The organism is Rhizobium sp. NZLR8, assembly GCF_019685025.1.
In the GTDB taxonomy this organism is placed as follows: domain Bacteria; phylum Pseudomonadota; class Alphaproteobacteria; order Rhizobiales; family Rhizobiaceae; genus Rhizobium.
In genome coordinates this window covers 81,779-96,398 of the sequence record NZ_JABDVY010000005.1, presented here as the reverse complement: position 1 = coordinate 96,398, position 14,620 = coordinate 81,779, and the positions used below count along the sequence as shown (strand labels likewise).

Sequence of the window (14,620 nt, the reverse complement as noted above, 5' to 3'; positions counted from 1 at the left end):
TAATAAACTGATAAAGCGGCGGATCCCTAGATTTCTGGCCCTAGATTTCTGGACGAATGAAGTCACGAGTCTCAGCATCCATCACCCAGAGTTCGCCTGTGGAGATATCGAACCATGCGCCATGGAGGTGCATTTTTCCTGCTTCCTCGAGCGCCTTGATGTCGGGAAAGCTTCTGAGATTGTCGATCGAATTGCGGATCGAGACACGCTCCAGCGCCGTCTGCCGCTCGGCCGCCGTCATCACATCGTTGCTCTGGATCTGCTCGGCGGCGGGCTTGACCAGCGACATCCAGCGGCCGATGAAATCGCCGGGCGACAGCGGCTCGGCGTTCGGATCGAGCGCTGCACGGATTCCGCCGCAGCGGCCATGGCCCATCACGACGATATCCGAGACCTTCAGCGCCTGCACGGCAAATTCGAGCGCGGCCGACGTCGAATGGAAGTGACCGTCCGGCTCGTAAGGCGGCACCATGTTGGCAACGTTGCGAATGACGAAGAGCTCGCCCGGGCCGGCATCGAAGATCAGCTCCGGTGCCGCACGTGAATCCGAACAGGCAATGACCAGCGTATGGGGACTCTGACCGTTTTCGGCAAGCTGCCGATACCTGTCGCGGGCGTCGGCATAACGTCCGCTCATAAAGTTGCGATAGCCGTCCAGAAGAGGATTTGGAAAACGCTGCATGCTTCTGGATTAGCGCGCGCGGAAGACAAGATCAACTGCTGCACTGCAAAATGAACGCATTGGCCGATGTGTCATTTTTTCCGCCGCTGCGCCGGATGCACGAGCCGGCGCATCTGCACCATGGCCATCGGCGTCGAAAGGCTGGAAGCATCGCTTGCCAACATCAATTCGTTGCTGCCGCGCTTGACGGCGCGCGCAAGCACCTCGAAGACGCTGGCGGTGGCAAGCTGAAGCGCTTTTTCGTCCTCGAGGCCGGAAAGCAGGCGCGACAGGAAGACGGCAGCAAGCAGGTCGCCGAGCCCATTCGGCGGATTTTCGACGACGCGGTGCTCGGCAAGAAGCGCGTGACGGCCGGAAAGATAGAGATTGCCGGTACCGCCCGCCATCATCGGCACGGCCGAGGTGACGAGCATGCGCGATGGTCCGAGCGCCAGCGCCGCCTCCATGATCGCGCTGTTGTCTTCAAGCGCTGCCCCCGAAAGCCATGCGAGTTCGTAGCGGTTCGGCGTCGCCAGCGAGGCGAGCGGGATGAGATGATCGCGAATAGCCTCTGCGGTCGCTTCCGGCACGTAGAGGCCGCCGAGATCGCCCATGACGGGATCGCAGACATAAAGCAGTTCCTGATTATCTTGCCGGAGCGCAGCGATCAGCCGGGCGACGGAACGCGCCTGGGCGGCATTGCCGAAATAGCCCGAAAGCACCGCCCTGACTTCGCCGATCCAGGGCGCGCGGATTAGATCGTCGATCGCCGCGTCGAAATCCGCTTCCGCAAATGTCAGCCGCGTCGAGCGGCCGTGGCCGGGATGCCAGGGAAGCACGATGGTCGGCAGCGCCCAGACAGGATGACCGAGCGTCTCCAGTGCAAAGACCGCCGCCCGGTTGCCGACCGAGCCGCGCACCACATGACTGGAGATGACAATGACTGCGCCCGCTGCATTTTCCGACATGATACCGAGGTCCGAATGATGATCGCGTTTTGATGATCTTTTTGACGGCGCGCTGTCAACCATTCTTCACGTGGGCATGGAAATGTAGGCGAAACGAAAACTAAAAAGAGGCTTCCCCGTTCGTTTTGGCCAGGAAAGCGAAAAAATCCCTCTTCATTTCCTATTTTGAGGGTCAAAAAAGCATCAAGACAATCGTTCGGGCCTCCATTTTAGAGATTTTTTCGAAGAATCTTCTGTTAGCTTGCAGAAAATCAGTCCATTGCGGGAGGCGATCCATGGCTGCCAGAAACAATCCGAAACGGGAAAAGCAGATCGAAAGCGCACGCAAGATCGCCAAGGCGACGGGCGAGGCGCATCTCGATCCGGAAATACTCTTCGGCCGGGCCAGCAATGACGATCTCGAACTCTATACGCCTGAGATGCTGGCGCTCTCCGCCGTGCATTCGGCAAAGGAACTTGCCGCCTGGAATGGCAAGGCGCCTCGTGTCGGCATCGACACCATTGCCGATGTGACGCCAGATGGCATTGCCGTTTCGGTGCTATCGGTCACCGACCGGAACATGCCTTTTCTGTTTGAATCGGTCATGGGTGAAGTGACGAGCACCTATCGCGACCTGTTCATGGCCGTGCATCCCATCCTGATCATGGAAAAAGGTAAGGCGCCGGCGATTTATTCCGCCGATCATCCGAGCGACCCGGCCAACCGCGTCAGCCATATCCAGCTCCACATTGCGCCGCTCAACTTCGCCCAGGCCGCAGATCTCGTCAAACGTGTCGAAACCGTGCTCGAGCAGGTCCGCCTGTCGGTGTCCGACTGGAAGCCGATGCTTTCCAAGATCGACGGGGTGATCGCCGAGCTCTCAGCCAACGGCACCACCCGGAAGAAGGCTGATCGCGATGAGGCAATCGCCTTCCTGACATGGCTGCGCGATGAGAATTTCACTTTCCTCGGGATGCGTGAATATGTCTATTCCGGCAAAGGTTCCGATGCCAGGGTCGAACGCGACAAGGGTGCTGGCCTCGGCATGCTCTCCAACCCGGATGTGCTGGTGTTGCGCACCGGCAAGGACGCCGTGACGACGACGCCTGAGATCCTGGCCTTCCTCGACGGCCCCGATTTCCTCATCGTCACCAAGGCAAATGTGAAATCGATCGTCCATCGCCGGGCCTATATGGATTATGTCGGCGTCAAACGTTTCGACGCTGCGGGCAACGTCACCGGCGAACTGCGCATCGTCGGGCTCTTCACTTCGACGGCCTATACGTCGCTCGCCTCTGAAATCCCGCTGCTGCGTTCCAAGATCGAAAAGGTGAAGGAGCATTTCGGCTTCGACCCGATGAGCCATTCCGGCCGCATGCTCGACAACACGCTGGAATCTTATCCGCGCGACGACCTTTTCCAGATCGACACCACGTTGCTTGCAAATTTTGCCGAACAGATCAATGACTTGGCCGACCGTCCGCGCGTGCGTGTCCTGCCGCGCATCGACCATTTCGACCGCTTCGTCTCGGTGATCATCTACGTGCCGCGCGAGGAATACGACTCGATCGTCCGCGAGCGGATCGGCACCTATCTGAAGACTGTCTATGACGGTCGTGTCTCCGCCTATTATCCGGCTTTCCCGGAAGGCGGCGTGGCGCGCGTGCATTTCATCATCGGCCGCTCCGGCGGCAAGACGCCGCGTATTCCGCAGGCAAAGCTCGAGCAGGTGATCCGCGAAATCACCGCCCGTTGGGACGACCGTTTCGAGGCGCTGGCCGGGGCCAAGGCGCCGAAGATATCGGTCGACCAGGCCTTCCAGGATTCCTTCACTCCGGAGGAAACCGTTGCCGACCTCGCCGATATCGGCGCCTGCGCCGCTGGCGAGCCGCTTCGCATCCAGTTCTACCATCGTCCGGAAGAACGGGGCCGCATCCTCTCGCTGAAAATCTTCCACGCCGGCGGCCAGCTGGCGCTGTCGCGCCGCGTACCGCTTCTGGAAAATCTCGGCTTCAATGTCGTCAGCGAACGCACCTTCGACATTGGGGTGCCGGCCGCCGATGGAGAAACGAAACTCGTCGTGCTGCACGATATGGAGCTCGAGGCCCGCAATGGTGGCGACATAGACCTGCAGCGCTACGGCGCTGCCCTCGAAGAAGCCTTCGTCGCCGCCTTCGCCGGCACGATCGACAATGACAGCTTCAATCGGCTGATCCTTTCGGCCGGGCTTTCAGCGCGCGAGACGAACGTGCTGCGCGCCTATGCACGTTATCTCCGCCAGGCCGGCATTGCCTATTCGCAGGATTACATCGCAACCACGCTCGACAAATATCCTGCTGTCGCCGCCGCCATCTTCCGGCTGTTCCACGACACGCTCGATACCACGCTTTCCGAGAAGGCCCGCCTCAAGAAGCTTGCCGACCTGCACCAGGCGATCGAGGCCGAGCTTGCCGACGTGCCGAGTCTTGACGACGACCGTATCCTGCGCCGTTACGTCAATATCGTCGATGCGACGCTTCGCACCAATTATTTCCAGAAGAATCCAGACGGCTCCCCAAAGTCGATGCTGGCCTTCAAGCTTGATCCGCACCTGGTCGACGGCCTGCCGCAGCCGAAACCCTTCCGCGAAATGTTCGTCTATGGCGTCGAAGTCGAAGGCGTGCACCTGCGCTTTGGCAAGGTGGCGCGCGGTGGCCTGCGCTGGTCGGATCGTGCCGAGGATTATCGCACCGAGGTGCTCGGCCTCGTCAAGGCCCAGCAGGTGAAGAACGCGGTCATCGTGCCGGTCGGCGCCAAGGGCGGCTTCTATCCGAAGAAGCTCCCCATCGGCGGCAGCCGCGACGAGATCTTCAATGCCGGCCGCGAGGCTTACAAGACCTATATCCGCACGCTGCTGTCGATCACCGATAATATATCGAGCGCCGAGATTGTGGCGCCGAAGGACACCGTTCGGCTCGATGGTGACGATCCCTATTTCGTCGTCGCCGCCGACAAGGGCACCGCAACCTTCTCCGATACCGCCAATGCGCTGGCCCAAGAAGCCGGCTTCTGGCTGGACGATGCCTTCGCCTCCGGCGGCTCGGCCGGTTACGACCACAAGAAGATGGGCATCACTGCCCGCGGCGCCTGGGAAACCGTCAAGCGCCATTTCCGCGAAATGGACATCGACATCCAGACGACGCCCTTCACCGTTGCCGGCGTCGGCGACATGTCCGGCGACGTCTTCGGCAATGGCATGCTGCTCTCTCCGAAGATCCGCCTCATATCCGCCTTCGACCACCGCGACATCATCATCGATCCCGATCCCGATATGGAAAAGACGCTGGCCGAGCGCCAGCGTCTCTTCGACCTGCCGCGGTCAAGCTGGCAGGATTTCGACAAAACCGTGCTCTCCAAAGGTGCGATGATCATCTCCCGCGCGGCGAAATCGGTCACTCTGACCCCGGAAGCGGTTGCCGCGATCGGCCTCGACAAGGCCGTGGCGACGCCCTTCGAAATCATCACGGCGATCTTGAAGAGCCCGGTCGACCTGCTCTGGTTCGGCGGCATCGGCACCTATGTGAAAGCGGCGCCCGAAACCGACGCCGAAGTTGGCGACCGCGCCAACGACCCGATCCGCGTCACGGCGGCCGAAGTGCGCGCCAAGGTGATCGGCGAGGGCGCAAACCTCGGTGTCACCCAGAAGGGCCGCATCGCCTATGGTCTCAAGGGCGGGCGCTGCAATTCCGACGCCATCGACAACTCGGCCGGCGTCAACACCTCGGACGTCGAGGTCAACATCAAGATCGCGCTGGCAGCCGCCATGCATAACGGGCGCATGACGCGGGCAAAACGCGACCAGCTTCTGTCCTCGATGACCAGCGAAGTGGCGATCCTGGTGCTACGCAACAACTACCTGCAGTCGCTGGCGATCTCGCTGACGGAACGCAAGGGCACGGCAAACGGTCTCGAACTCGGCCGTTTCATGAGCGTGCTCGAGGCCGCCGGCCAGCTGAACCGCAAGGTCGAGACTTTGCCGGACGAGCAGAGCCTTGCTGAACGCTATGCCGCCGGCAAGCCGCTGACGCGGCCGGAAATCGGCGTGTTGGTATCCTACGCCAAGATCGTGCTCTTCGATGCGCTGGCCGCCAGCGATCTGCCGGACGATCCCTATTTTACCGCGACGCTTTTGAATTATTTCCCGGTCAAGATGCAGAAGTCGAATGCCGGCGATATCGCCGGCCACCGGCTGAAGCGCGAAATTGTCGCGACCGTGCTTGCCAACGAGGCGATCAACCGCGGCGGGCCGAGCTTCACCGTCGCCATGATGGACGCGACGGCGGCCTCGGCACCGGAGGTGGTGCGCGCGGCGATCGTTGCCCGCGACGGTTTCGACCTGAACAGGCTCTGGGCCGAAACGGATGCGCTCGACGGCCGGATATCGGGCGAGATGCAGAACCGCATCTACGAGGAAATAAGCCATAGCTTTACCGTCTTGACACGCCTGCTCTTGAAGACCGGCATGACCAAGGCCGATATGGCGGAGGTGATTAGCCGGCTCCAGGCTGCCTTGAAGAAGCTGAGGCCTGCCTTTGCCGAACAATCGGCCGGCGATGCCGCCGCCCGGCAGGCGGAGTATAGTCAGGCAGGCGTGCCCGAAAAACTCGCAGCCGAGATCGCCAATCTCCAAAGTTTTGCGCTGGTGCCGGAGATCATGCAGATTGCCGAGCGCACCGGCGAGACCTTAGTGCGGGCCGCCGAAAACTACTTCGCAGTGTCGCAGACTTTCCGCATTGCCCGGCTGCTGGCAGCGGGCGGGCGGATCCTCACTTCCGACCATTACGAGAACCTGGCGCTTGCCCGCAGCATCGACCAGATCGCCAGCGCAAGACGCGACATCGTCATCTCGGCCCTGTCCGATCACGGCAAGGAGAAGCTTCCGGTTCAGGCTTGGCATGCGCAGGATCGTATCCGCATCAACCGCATCGTCGAAGAGCTTTCGAGCCTCAGCGACAGCGGCGATCCTAACCTTGCGCGTATTACCGTTGCTGCAGGTATCCTGACCGATCTTGCGCGCGACCGGGTGAGGTGAGACAGTCCGCTGAAAAAGGAGCGGATGTTGAATCGCATTGACTGGACAGGAACGCAGCCCCCGAAGGCCACGGAGAAGGGCATCTGGGGGTGGATGTTCTTCGATTGGGCAGCCCAGCCCTTCTTTACCGTGGTCACTACCTTCATCTTCGGACCCTATTTCGTTTCCCGCCTGACCGATGACCCCGTTTCCGCGCAGACGACGTGGAGCAACATGGCGACGATCTCATCGGTGATCATCGCCCTGCTCTCGCCCATTCTCGGCTCGATCGCCGACCAGTCAGGCGCACGCAAACCCTGGATCGGCTTCTTTGCGATCATCAAGATCGCCAGCCTTTTCTGCCTGTGGTTCGCAGCCCCCGGCTCGGCTGTTATTTATCCCGCGATTTTCATGATCCTCGCCTCGATCTCGGCCGAGTTTTCGATCGTCTTCAACGATTCGATGATGCCGCGCCTGGTCGCCAAGCACGAGGTCGGCAAGCTCTCCAACACCGCCTGGGGGCTTGGTTATCTCGGCGGCATCATCGTGCTCATCGCCGTCGTCACGTTGCTGGCGGCAAGCCCCGAGACCGGCAAGACCATCCTAGGCCTCGATCCGCTATTTGGTCTCGATCCTCGGACCGGAGAGGATGCACGCATCACCGGGCCGATCTCGGCCGTCTGGTATCTGATCTTCATCCTGCCGATGTTCTTCTTCACGCCGGATGTCGGCAGGGGTCTTCCCTTCGGCACCGCCGTCCGTTCGGGCCTGCGAGAGCTGAGAAACACGCTTGGTGAACTGAAGGAGCGCCGCGGCATCCTCAAATTCCTCATCGCCCGGATGATCTACCAGGACGGCGTCAACGGGCTGCTGATCCTCGGCGGCATCTTCGCGGCCGGCATGTTCGGCTGGGCAACGATCGAGATCGGCATCTACGGCATCATCCTCAACGTCGTCGCGATTTTCGGCTGCCTGATTGCCGGGCGTATCGACAAGAGTGTCGGGTCGAAGGTGACCGTCGTCATCAGCCTCACCATGCTGCTCCTCGCCACCATCGGCATCATCTCGACAGGGCCGGGTTATACCCTGTTCGGACTGATGCCGCTGCCGACGGCGGATTCCGGCGGCCTCTTCGGCACTGCGGCGGAAAAGGCCTATATCCTCTATGGTCTGTTGATCGGGTTTGCCTTCGGGCCGGTGCAGGCCTCCTCGCGCTCCTATCTCGCCCGTAGCGTCAGCCCGGAGGAAGCCGGTCGCTATTTCGGCATCTACGCGCTTTCGGGGCGCGCCACGAGTTTCATGGCGACGCTGCTCTTCTCGCTGGTCACCTATATGAGTGGATCACCGCGGCTTGGAATGGCAACGCTGATCCTGTTTCTCGCCGGCGGCCTGGTGCTGCTCGTCCGCACGCCCTATCCGGCCGATCGGGCCTAGCAATACCTGGGACGGGATGATTTTACATCCGGAATTGGGTAAAAACAAAGAGATAGAGCATTTCCGCCACGCATTCAGTGCCGGAAATGGCGCATGCCGGTAAAGACCATCGCAATGCCATGTTCGTCGGCGGCATCGATGACCTCCTGGTCGCGCATCGAGCCGCCCGGCTGGATAACCGCCGTCGCGCCTGCAGCGATCATCGACAGAAGACCATCGGCAAACGGCAGGAAGGCTTCGGAGGCGACGGCCGAACCATGCGTCATCGGCACGGCAAGGCCGAGCGCCTTGGCCGCCTCTTCGGCTTTGAGCGCGGCGATGCGGGCGGAATCGACACGGCTCATCTGGCCGGCGCCGATACCGGCCGTCTGGCCGTCCTTGGCATAGACCACGGCGTTCGATTTCACATGTTTGCCGATCTTGAAGGCGAACTTCATATCATCAAGCTCCTGCGCCGTCGGCGCCCGCCTGGTGACGACCTTGAGCTCCAGATCCTCGACCATGCCGTTGTCGCGGCTCTGGACCAGCAGGCCGCCGGAAACGGTCTTTGCTGTCAGGCCCGCGGCGCGCGGATCGGGCAGGCCGCCGGCAGACAGCAGCCGCAGGTTCGGCTTGCGGGCGACGATCGCCTTCGCTTCCTCCGTGACATCAGGCGCGATGATCACTTCGGTGAAGAGCTTGACTATCTCCTCGGCCGTTTCGGCATCCAGCGTCCGATTGAGCGCGATGATGCCGCCGAAGGCGGAAACGCTATCGCAGGCGAGTGCCCGCCGATAGGCCTCGACCAGGCTTGATCCGGTGGCGACGCCGCAGGGATTGGCATGCTTGATGATGGCGCAAGCCGCCTTCTGAGGCAGGAATTCGGCGACCAGCTCATAGGCGGCATCGGTATCGTTGATATTGTTGTAGGAGAGCTGCTTGCCCTGAAGGAGGGCAGCCGTCGAAACACCCGGGCGCTTCTCGCCGGTGACGTAGAAGGCCGCCTTCTGGTGCGGATTTTCGCCGTAACGCATCTCTTCCTTCAGCGCGCCGCCGATAACGCGGTGGCGAGGCGTGTCGATCGACAGCACTTCTGCGAACCAGTTGGAAATCATAGCGTCATAGGCCGCAGTGCGGGCATAGGCCTTGGCGGCCATGCGCTGGCGGAAGGCATAGGCGGTCTTGCCCTCATCTGCGGAAAGCTGCTCTGTGAACTCGGCATAATCCGCCGGATCGGTCAGGATCGTCACATAGGCATGATTCTTGGCCGATGCCCGGATCATCGCCGGCCCGCCAATATCGATATTCTCGACGGTTGTCGGATAATCACCGCCGGCGGCGCGCACTTCTTCGAAGGGATAGAGGTTGATGACGGCGAGGTCGATGGCCTCGATGCCATGCTGTTTCATCGCCTCCTGGTGTTCGCTATCGTCGCGGATCGCCAGCAGGCCGCCATGCACCGTCGGATGCAGCGTCTTGACCCGCCCGTCCATGATCTCGGGAAAACCGGTGATTTCGGAGACATCGATGACCGCAAGGCCGGCAGCAGCGATCGCTTTGAAGGTGCCGCCGGTCGAGAGCAGTCGCACGCCTCTGGCAGACAGTGCTCGGGCCAGTTCGACGATCCCGGTCTTGTCGAAGACGGAGAGGAGGGCGGTCTTGATTTCGATCTTGTCGGGGGCGGGGATTTTCTTGGAAATGACGGCCATGAAACCTTCTCCATCCGGGCTTCGGGAGACATCCGCTTAATTTAGAGCAGGATTCGGATTTCAGGCCGACGTGGGCCCAAGACCATCCTGCTCCAGGACGCTCGCATTCTGAGGCCGCGTTAGCACAGCTTCGTCGCCGCGCAAACAGGTGCTATCCCTTACGGGACAAAAACCAACGGATTTCCGTCTTCTCGGCAAGATCGAAGTCGATTTCGATCTGGTCCGAACCGCAAATGCCGGAGCTGTCGGCAAAGAAGATGTCCTCGGCGATCAGCACTTCATTGCCGGGTGCGGAAAACAGCCAGCTTTCACCGTCTGGCGCCGTCAGCAGCACGGACTCGCCGTCACCCTGATGTAGGACGATCGACGGATGGATATGAAAACGGGCGACAGCCTTCAGCGGCTCGTCATGCTCATATCCTTCCCGGACGACGAGCCGGTCGCGGCCGGTGACGATCGAGCCTGCGGCATTGAGTGTCAGCTCACGCTCATGCAACAACCCGAACGCTCTGAGATAACCGTCGTGGCTAAGCTTGATGCCGTCGCGCCCATCCTCCGTTTCGGAACGCTCGACGGTGACTGTTCTCACCGGTTCGGTGATCGCGTGATTGAGGAAAGGCGAGGGCGAAAAACGGCTGGACGAGGTGTCGTTGAGGATAACCGTCGAATGCGCCGCCGTCGTGCGCGCCATCTGGACATAACGGTGCCCGTTAAATTTCGGCGAACCGGAATTGACGATGAAACGGTGACGGCCGGACGACATTTCGAAGGAGAGGCTACCGGCATGTACGGTCCGAAGTGCGCCTCCCGAAGGCGGCGTGCCGGCATCGGCAATGATTACTGTCTTTCCCCCGGAAAGCCGCTGATAGCGGGAATGCGGCAAGGCCTTGAACGGCTGGCCGGCGGTCTCGTCATAGCGCAGTACGGAGATCAGCTCGTTTGCCAACGTTGAGGTCGCCCCGTTGAACAGCGCCAGATCCCCGTCCTGATGGCGAAAGAACCGCAATGCCGGGTATATGCGGTCGATGCCGGAAATCAGCTTCTGCGGCAGGTCGTGGCCGAGATTGACATAGGTTTGCCTTAGCGGCAGCAGATCGAGCAGCAATTCCAGGCCGACGCGCGGATTGCGCGAGATATGGCCGCCATCCGGCAGAATCTGGCTATCGAATTCGCGGTCGAGCGCCTGCGCCGCCTTTCTGAGCGTGGATGCGCGGGCAGGCATGGCAACCGAGGCCATGGCGAGCGCGATACGCAGCCGAAACAGCTCCAGACCGCCAAGCGTATACGGCGCCATGCGGTGCAGGAACCTCACCTGGAACGCCAGCGACTTCATGAAGCGGCGATAAAAGCCGCGGTCGGCATTCTGCAACACCACCGGCGAATGCGACAGCCAGGCGATGACGCGCTGGGCGGTGACGTCGGTCTCCCATGCAATCCCCTCCATGCGGCCGGCATGGATGGAGAGCCAGCTGTCGACGATCGCACGGGCTGCAGCCGAGCTGCGCTCCGTCTTGTTCGCCCGCATGTGCCGGAGCCAGCCGAAGCTGTGAAGGCGGATGGCGAAGGGGCGCGAGGGCAGGGTGAAGGTGAAGGGTGACTTTCCACTCGTTTCCAACATCCGCCCGGCCAGGAGAAACCGTCCGTTGAGGATTTCGTCGGCCACATGCGAATCGATGCTGCGGAGATCGGTCGGCGCGACGATGAGACGCTCGGGCGCGTTGATCGAATGGCGGAGGAGCTTCAGGCGCAGCAACGCGACGCGGCGCAAGGCGCGCCGCCAAGCCTCCCGAACATACATGCTCGCAAAACGCCGACCGGACTGCATATTCTATTGTCTATTGACCCTCGTGGTTAAGAATAGGTGAAAAGTGGCCGATTTCATCGTCCGCAATGAATTAATTCGTGACAAGGTTAGAATATACGCAAATTCATGCTTAGCTGGGATCGCTGCGGTTTTTGGACGGGACCTGCCTGACACCGGGCACCCAAGCCCGCAATCAGGCCACGCGCCGCAGCACGGCGGCATAGAAGCCGTCAAGGCCGGAGGCGATGCCATCGGGCATTTTCAGCATGGTCGGAAGCGTGCGGAATTCACCGAGCGGCGTGATCGCCGCTTCAAGGCCCGGCCAGCGACCGGGATCGATCGGAACACGCTGGACCGCACCGGTGTCGGCAAGAACACGGGCAACGACGTCCTCACCCTCGACAGGATCGAGCGAACAATTCGAAAAAATCAGCGTGCCGCCCGGCTTCAGCAGGGTCAGCGCATGACGCAGCAGCCGTTCCTGCAGCGCCGCCAGCCTGGCGATATCCTCAGCTCCCTTGGTCCAAAGCACGTCGGGGTGCCGGCGTGTCGTGCCGGTGGACGAGCAGGGGGCATCGAGCAGGATCGCATCGAAACGCTCCGCCGGCTCGAACGTCGTCAGATCTGCTGCAATCGTCTCCGCCTTCAAACCGAGTCTGTCGAGGTTCGACCGCAGCCGTCTCAGCCGGCTTTCCGACTGGTCGAGTGCGGTGACTGCGCCGCCGGCAAGAATGAGCTGCGCCGTCTTGCCCCCCGGCGCGGCGCAGAGATCGGCGGTCCGTTTGTCCGAGAGATCGCCGAAAAGCTGAGCCGGGATGCTTGCAGCCGCATCCTGCACCCACCACGCGCCCTCGTCGAAGCCTTGGAGCGAAGGAATGCCGCCATCGAAGGCGGCAAGCCGCACGCTGCCGGTCGGCAGGACAGCGCCGTGCAGCCGCTTTGCCCAGCCTTCGGGGTCGGACTTGACGGTCAGGTCGATCGCTGCCGGCTGAAGCTGAGATTCCGAAATCGCCAGCGCCGCGTCCCGGCCATAGGCTTTTTCCAGCCTGGCGATGAACCAGGCCGGCATCGGCGCGACCTGGCCGATCTTGTCGAGCACCTGCTCCTTCTCGCGGCCGAGCCGGCGGAGAATGGCATTGACCAGCTTGGCAAAACGCCGATTACGCGGATCCTGATTGGCCTGCTCGACGGCAAGATCGACGGCCGAATGATCCGGCACGTCGAGATAGAGAATCTGCGCCGCCCCGATTGCAAGCACATGGTGCAGCGCCCGCGCCCCTTCCGGCAGTGGCGATTCCAGCAGCGCTGCAATCGCGGCATCGATGCGCGGCAGATGGCGCAGCGTCGTGTTCAGGATGGCACGGACAAGCGCCCGGTCGTTTTCGCCGAGCGCCCGGTAGGCCGGATTGCCATGTTCATGGTCGAGAGCGCCGTCGAGCGGTAGTCTGCGATCGACGACGGCCGCAAGAATTTTTGCCGCCGCAGCCCGCGCCTGCATTCCGGGTTTGGCCGGCGCAGATCGCTCGGTGGACGGCTTATGCTTGCGGAATGGTTTCTTTGTGCCGTCTGAATTCAAGACCATGGACCTTTTGGCGGTTGCGAACCACCGCGACCAAGACCCGTATCCGGAACAGAGCGCGATTTGCGCGACGGATTAGCAGCCCGAACCGGCGGCGTCGAGACGTTCATGCCGCCCTGCGCCATGTCCTGTAGCGCAGCGATGCGGTTTTCCGTGTTTGGATGGGTGGAAAACAGATTGTCCATACGCTCGCCGGAGAGCGGATTGATGATGAACATATGCGCCGTCGCCGGGTTGCGCTCGGCATCCGCGTTCGGCACATGGGCAGCGCCGCGGGCAATCTTGCCGAGCGCCGAAGCCAGCCAGAGCGGATTGCCGCAGATTTCGGCGCCCCGGCGGTCCGCCGAATATTCACGCGTCCGGCTGATCGCCATCTGCACCAGCATGGCGGCAAGCGGCGCCACGATCATAGCAAGGAGAACTCCGACGAATCCAAGGGGATTGTTGTTGTTTTCACGGTTGCCGCCGAAGAAGAAAGCAAAATTGCCAAGCATCGAGATCGCCCCGGCAAGCGTTGCCGTGATCGTCATCGTCAGCGTGTCGCGGTTCTGGATGTGGGCCAGCTCATGCGCCATCACGGCCGCGACCTCCTCGGCAGACAAAGCGCTGAGCAGGCCGGTGGAAGCGGCGACGGCTGCGTTGTCGGGATTGCGGCCGGTGGCGAAGGCATTCGGCTGCGGGCTGTCGTAGAGATAGACCTTCGGCATCGGCAGGCCGGCATTGCGGGCGAGATCCCGCACGATCGCAAAGAATTCCGGCGCGTTGCGTTCATCGACTTCCTGGGCGCGATAGGCCGAAAGCACCATGCGGTCGGAATTCCAATAGGAAAAGAAGTTCATCCCGGCGGCGATGACGAATGCGATCATCATGCCTGCGCGACCGCCGATCAGAAAGCCGACAAACATGAAAAGCGCCGTCATGAAGGCAAGCAACATGGCAGTGCGAACGAGGTTCATTGCGGATCTCCATCTCCGATTTCGCCGTCACAAGCTTTCAATCCCGCCGCCGGCGCATTATGATTTGGTTATTCGCCAGCCATTTTCAATATTTTCCGGCAGGAGATGCCATGCAGGACGCCGATAACGACAATAGCGAAACGCCGACGGCCGAGGGATCGGAGCCGCCGCGCAGGATGCTGTCCCCGGCTGCCGAACGTGCGCTCGCCGAAGCCGAGGAGCGGCGAAAGAACCAGAAGCCGCCGGAGCTGCCGCCGGAGACCGGCGGCCGCGGCGGAGCCGAGCCGGCCCGCTTCGGCGATTATGAGATCAATGGCCGGGCAATCGATTTCTAGGTAAATTTTCTCGCCTCGGTCGGGACCTGGATGCGCGCATGCGCTCGGCGAAATGCTGGTTCATTTGCCGAGAATCCGGCTAACGTAGTCTTGCCGGCGACTTTCTCTTGAACGGCTGGCCACGCATCCAATTGTGGAAGTAAGGTGAGCCGTCCCAGCAACCTG

9 protein-coding genes are annotated in these 14,620 nt (G+C 61.5%); 3 read left to right on the top strand and 6 right to left on the bottom strand.

The window, feature by feature from the left end; genetic code table 11:
* Positions 1 to 40 precede the first annotated feature (40 nt).
* Together HJB89_RS13505 and pdxY are read right to left on the bottom strand one after the other, a co-directional pair.
* Positions 41 to 682 (bottom strand): carbonic anhydrase, encoded by a 642-nt coding sequence (locus tag HJB89_RS13505; protein ID WP_207582295.1) that lies wholly within the window; start codon positions 680 to 682, stop codon positions 41 to 43.
* 71 nt (positions 683 to 753) lie between these two features.
* Positions 754 to 1,629, bottom strand: coding sequence for a pyridoxal kinase PdxY (pdxY, locus tag HJB89_RS13500; protein WP_207582296.1), 876 nt, complete (start codon positions 1,627 to 1,629; stop codon positions 754 to 756).
* A gap of 275 nt (positions 1,630 to 1,904) precedes the next feature.
* Between pdxY and HJB89_RS13495 the strand changes: the two genes are divergently transcribed.
* Both HJB89_RS13495 and HJB89_RS13490 read left to right on the top strand, forming a co-directional pair.
* Complete coding sequence (locus HJB89_RS13495; protein ID WP_221150058.1) at positions 1,905 to 6,680, top strand: NAD-glutamate dehydrogenase; 4,776 nt, start codon at positions 1,905 to 1,907, stop codon at positions 6,678 to 6,680.
* A 24-nt stretch (positions 6,681 to 6,704) separates the two neighbouring features.
* Complete coding sequence (locus tag HJB89_RS13490) at positions 6,705 to 8,093, top strand: MFS transporter (protein WP_221131594.1); 1,389 nt, start codon at positions 6,705 to 6,707, stop codon at positions 8,091 to 8,093.
* Between the two features lie 74 nt (positions 8,094 to 8,167).
* On the opposite strand, the gene purH is transcribed toward HJB89_RS13490, so the two are convergent.
* From purH to htpX, 4 genes are all read right to left on the bottom strand, one after another.
* Positions 8,168 to 9,781 carry a bifunctional phosphoribosylaminoimidazolecarboxamide formyltransferase/IMP cyclohydrolase gene (gene purH / locus HJB89_RS13485; RefSeq protein WP_207582299.1) on the bottom strand — a complete coding sequence of 538 codons (1,614 nt, stop codon included), beginning with the start codon at positions 9,779 to 9,781 and terminating at the stop codon, positions 8,168 to 8,170.
* A gap of 151 nt (positions 9,782 to 9,932) precedes the next feature.
* Entirely contained in the window at positions 9,933 to 11,606 is a 1,674-nt protein-coding gene (locus HJB89_RS13480) for a heparinase II/III family protein (protein WP_221150057.1), read from the bottom strand.
* A gap of 172 nt (positions 11,607 to 11,778) precedes the next feature.
* Positions 11,779 to 13,167, bottom strand: coding sequence for an RsmB/NOP family class I SAM-dependent RNA methyltransferase (locus HJB89_RS13475; RefSeq protein ID WP_221150056.1), 1,389 nt, complete (start codon positions 13,165 to 13,167; stop codon positions 11,779 to 11,781).
* The gene (gene htpX / locus HJB89_RS13470; protein WP_207582302.1) at positions 13,158 to 14,120 is read right to left on the bottom strand and encodes a zinc metalloprotease HtpX; all 963 of its coding nucleotides are present in this window, start codon (positions 14,118 to 14,120) and stop codon (positions 13,158 to 13,160) included. Before htpX ends, HJB89_RS13475 begins: the two co-directional genes overlap by 10 nt.
* A 110-nt stretch (positions 14,121 to 14,230) precedes the next feature.
* On the opposite strand from htpX, the gene HJB89_RS13465 reads away from it, so the two are divergent.
* Positions 14,231 to 14,455 carry a DUF1674 domain-containing protein gene (locus HJB89_RS13465; RefSeq protein WP_207582303.1) on the top strand — a complete coding sequence of 75 codons (225 nt, stop codon included), beginning with the start codon at positions 14,231 to 14,233 and terminating at the stop codon, positions 14,453 to 14,455.
* The last annotated feature ends 165 nt before the right edge of the window (positions 14,456 to 14,620 follow it).

What these genes read in the sequence shown, in the direction of transcription:
- HJB89_RS13465 (WP_207582303.1), top strand. Translation starts at nt 14,231, where the DNA reads ATGCAGGACGCCGATAACGACAATAGCGAAACGCCGACGGCCGAGGGA.
- HJB89_RS13490 (WP_221131594.1), top strand. Translation starts at nt 6,705, where the DNA reads ATGTTGAATCGCATTGACTGGACAGGAACGCAGCCCCCGAAGGCCACG.
- HJB89_RS13475 (WP_221150056.1), bottom strand. Translation starts at nt 13,167, where the DNA reads ATGGTCTTGAATTCAGACGGCACAAAGAAACCATTCCGCAAGCATAAG.
- htpX (WP_207582302.1), bottom strand. Translation starts at nt 14,120, where the DNA reads ATGAACCTCGTTCGCACTGCCATGTTGCTTGCCTTCATGACGGCGCTT.
- HJB89_RS13505 (WP_207582295.1), bottom strand. Translation starts at nt 682, where the DNA reads ATGCAGCGTTTTCCAAATCCTCTTCTGGACGGCTATCGCAACTTTATG.
- purH (WP_207582299.1), bottom strand. Translation starts at nt 9,781, where the DNA reads ATGGCCGTCATTTCCAAGAAAATCCCCGCCCCCGACAAGATCGAAATC.
- pdxY (WP_207582296.1), bottom strand. Translation starts at nt 1,629, where the DNA reads ATGTCGGAAAATGCAGCGGGCGCAGTCATTGTCATCTCCAGTCATGTG.
- HJB89_RS13495 (WP_221150058.1), top strand. Translation starts at nt 1,905, where the DNA reads ATGGCTGCCAGAAACAATCCGAAACGGGAAAAGCAGATCGAAAGCGCA.
- HJB89_RS13480 (WP_221150057.1), bottom strand. Translation starts at nt 11,606, where the DNA reads ATGCAGTCCGGTCGGCGTTTTGCGAGCATGTATGTTCGGGAGGCTTGG.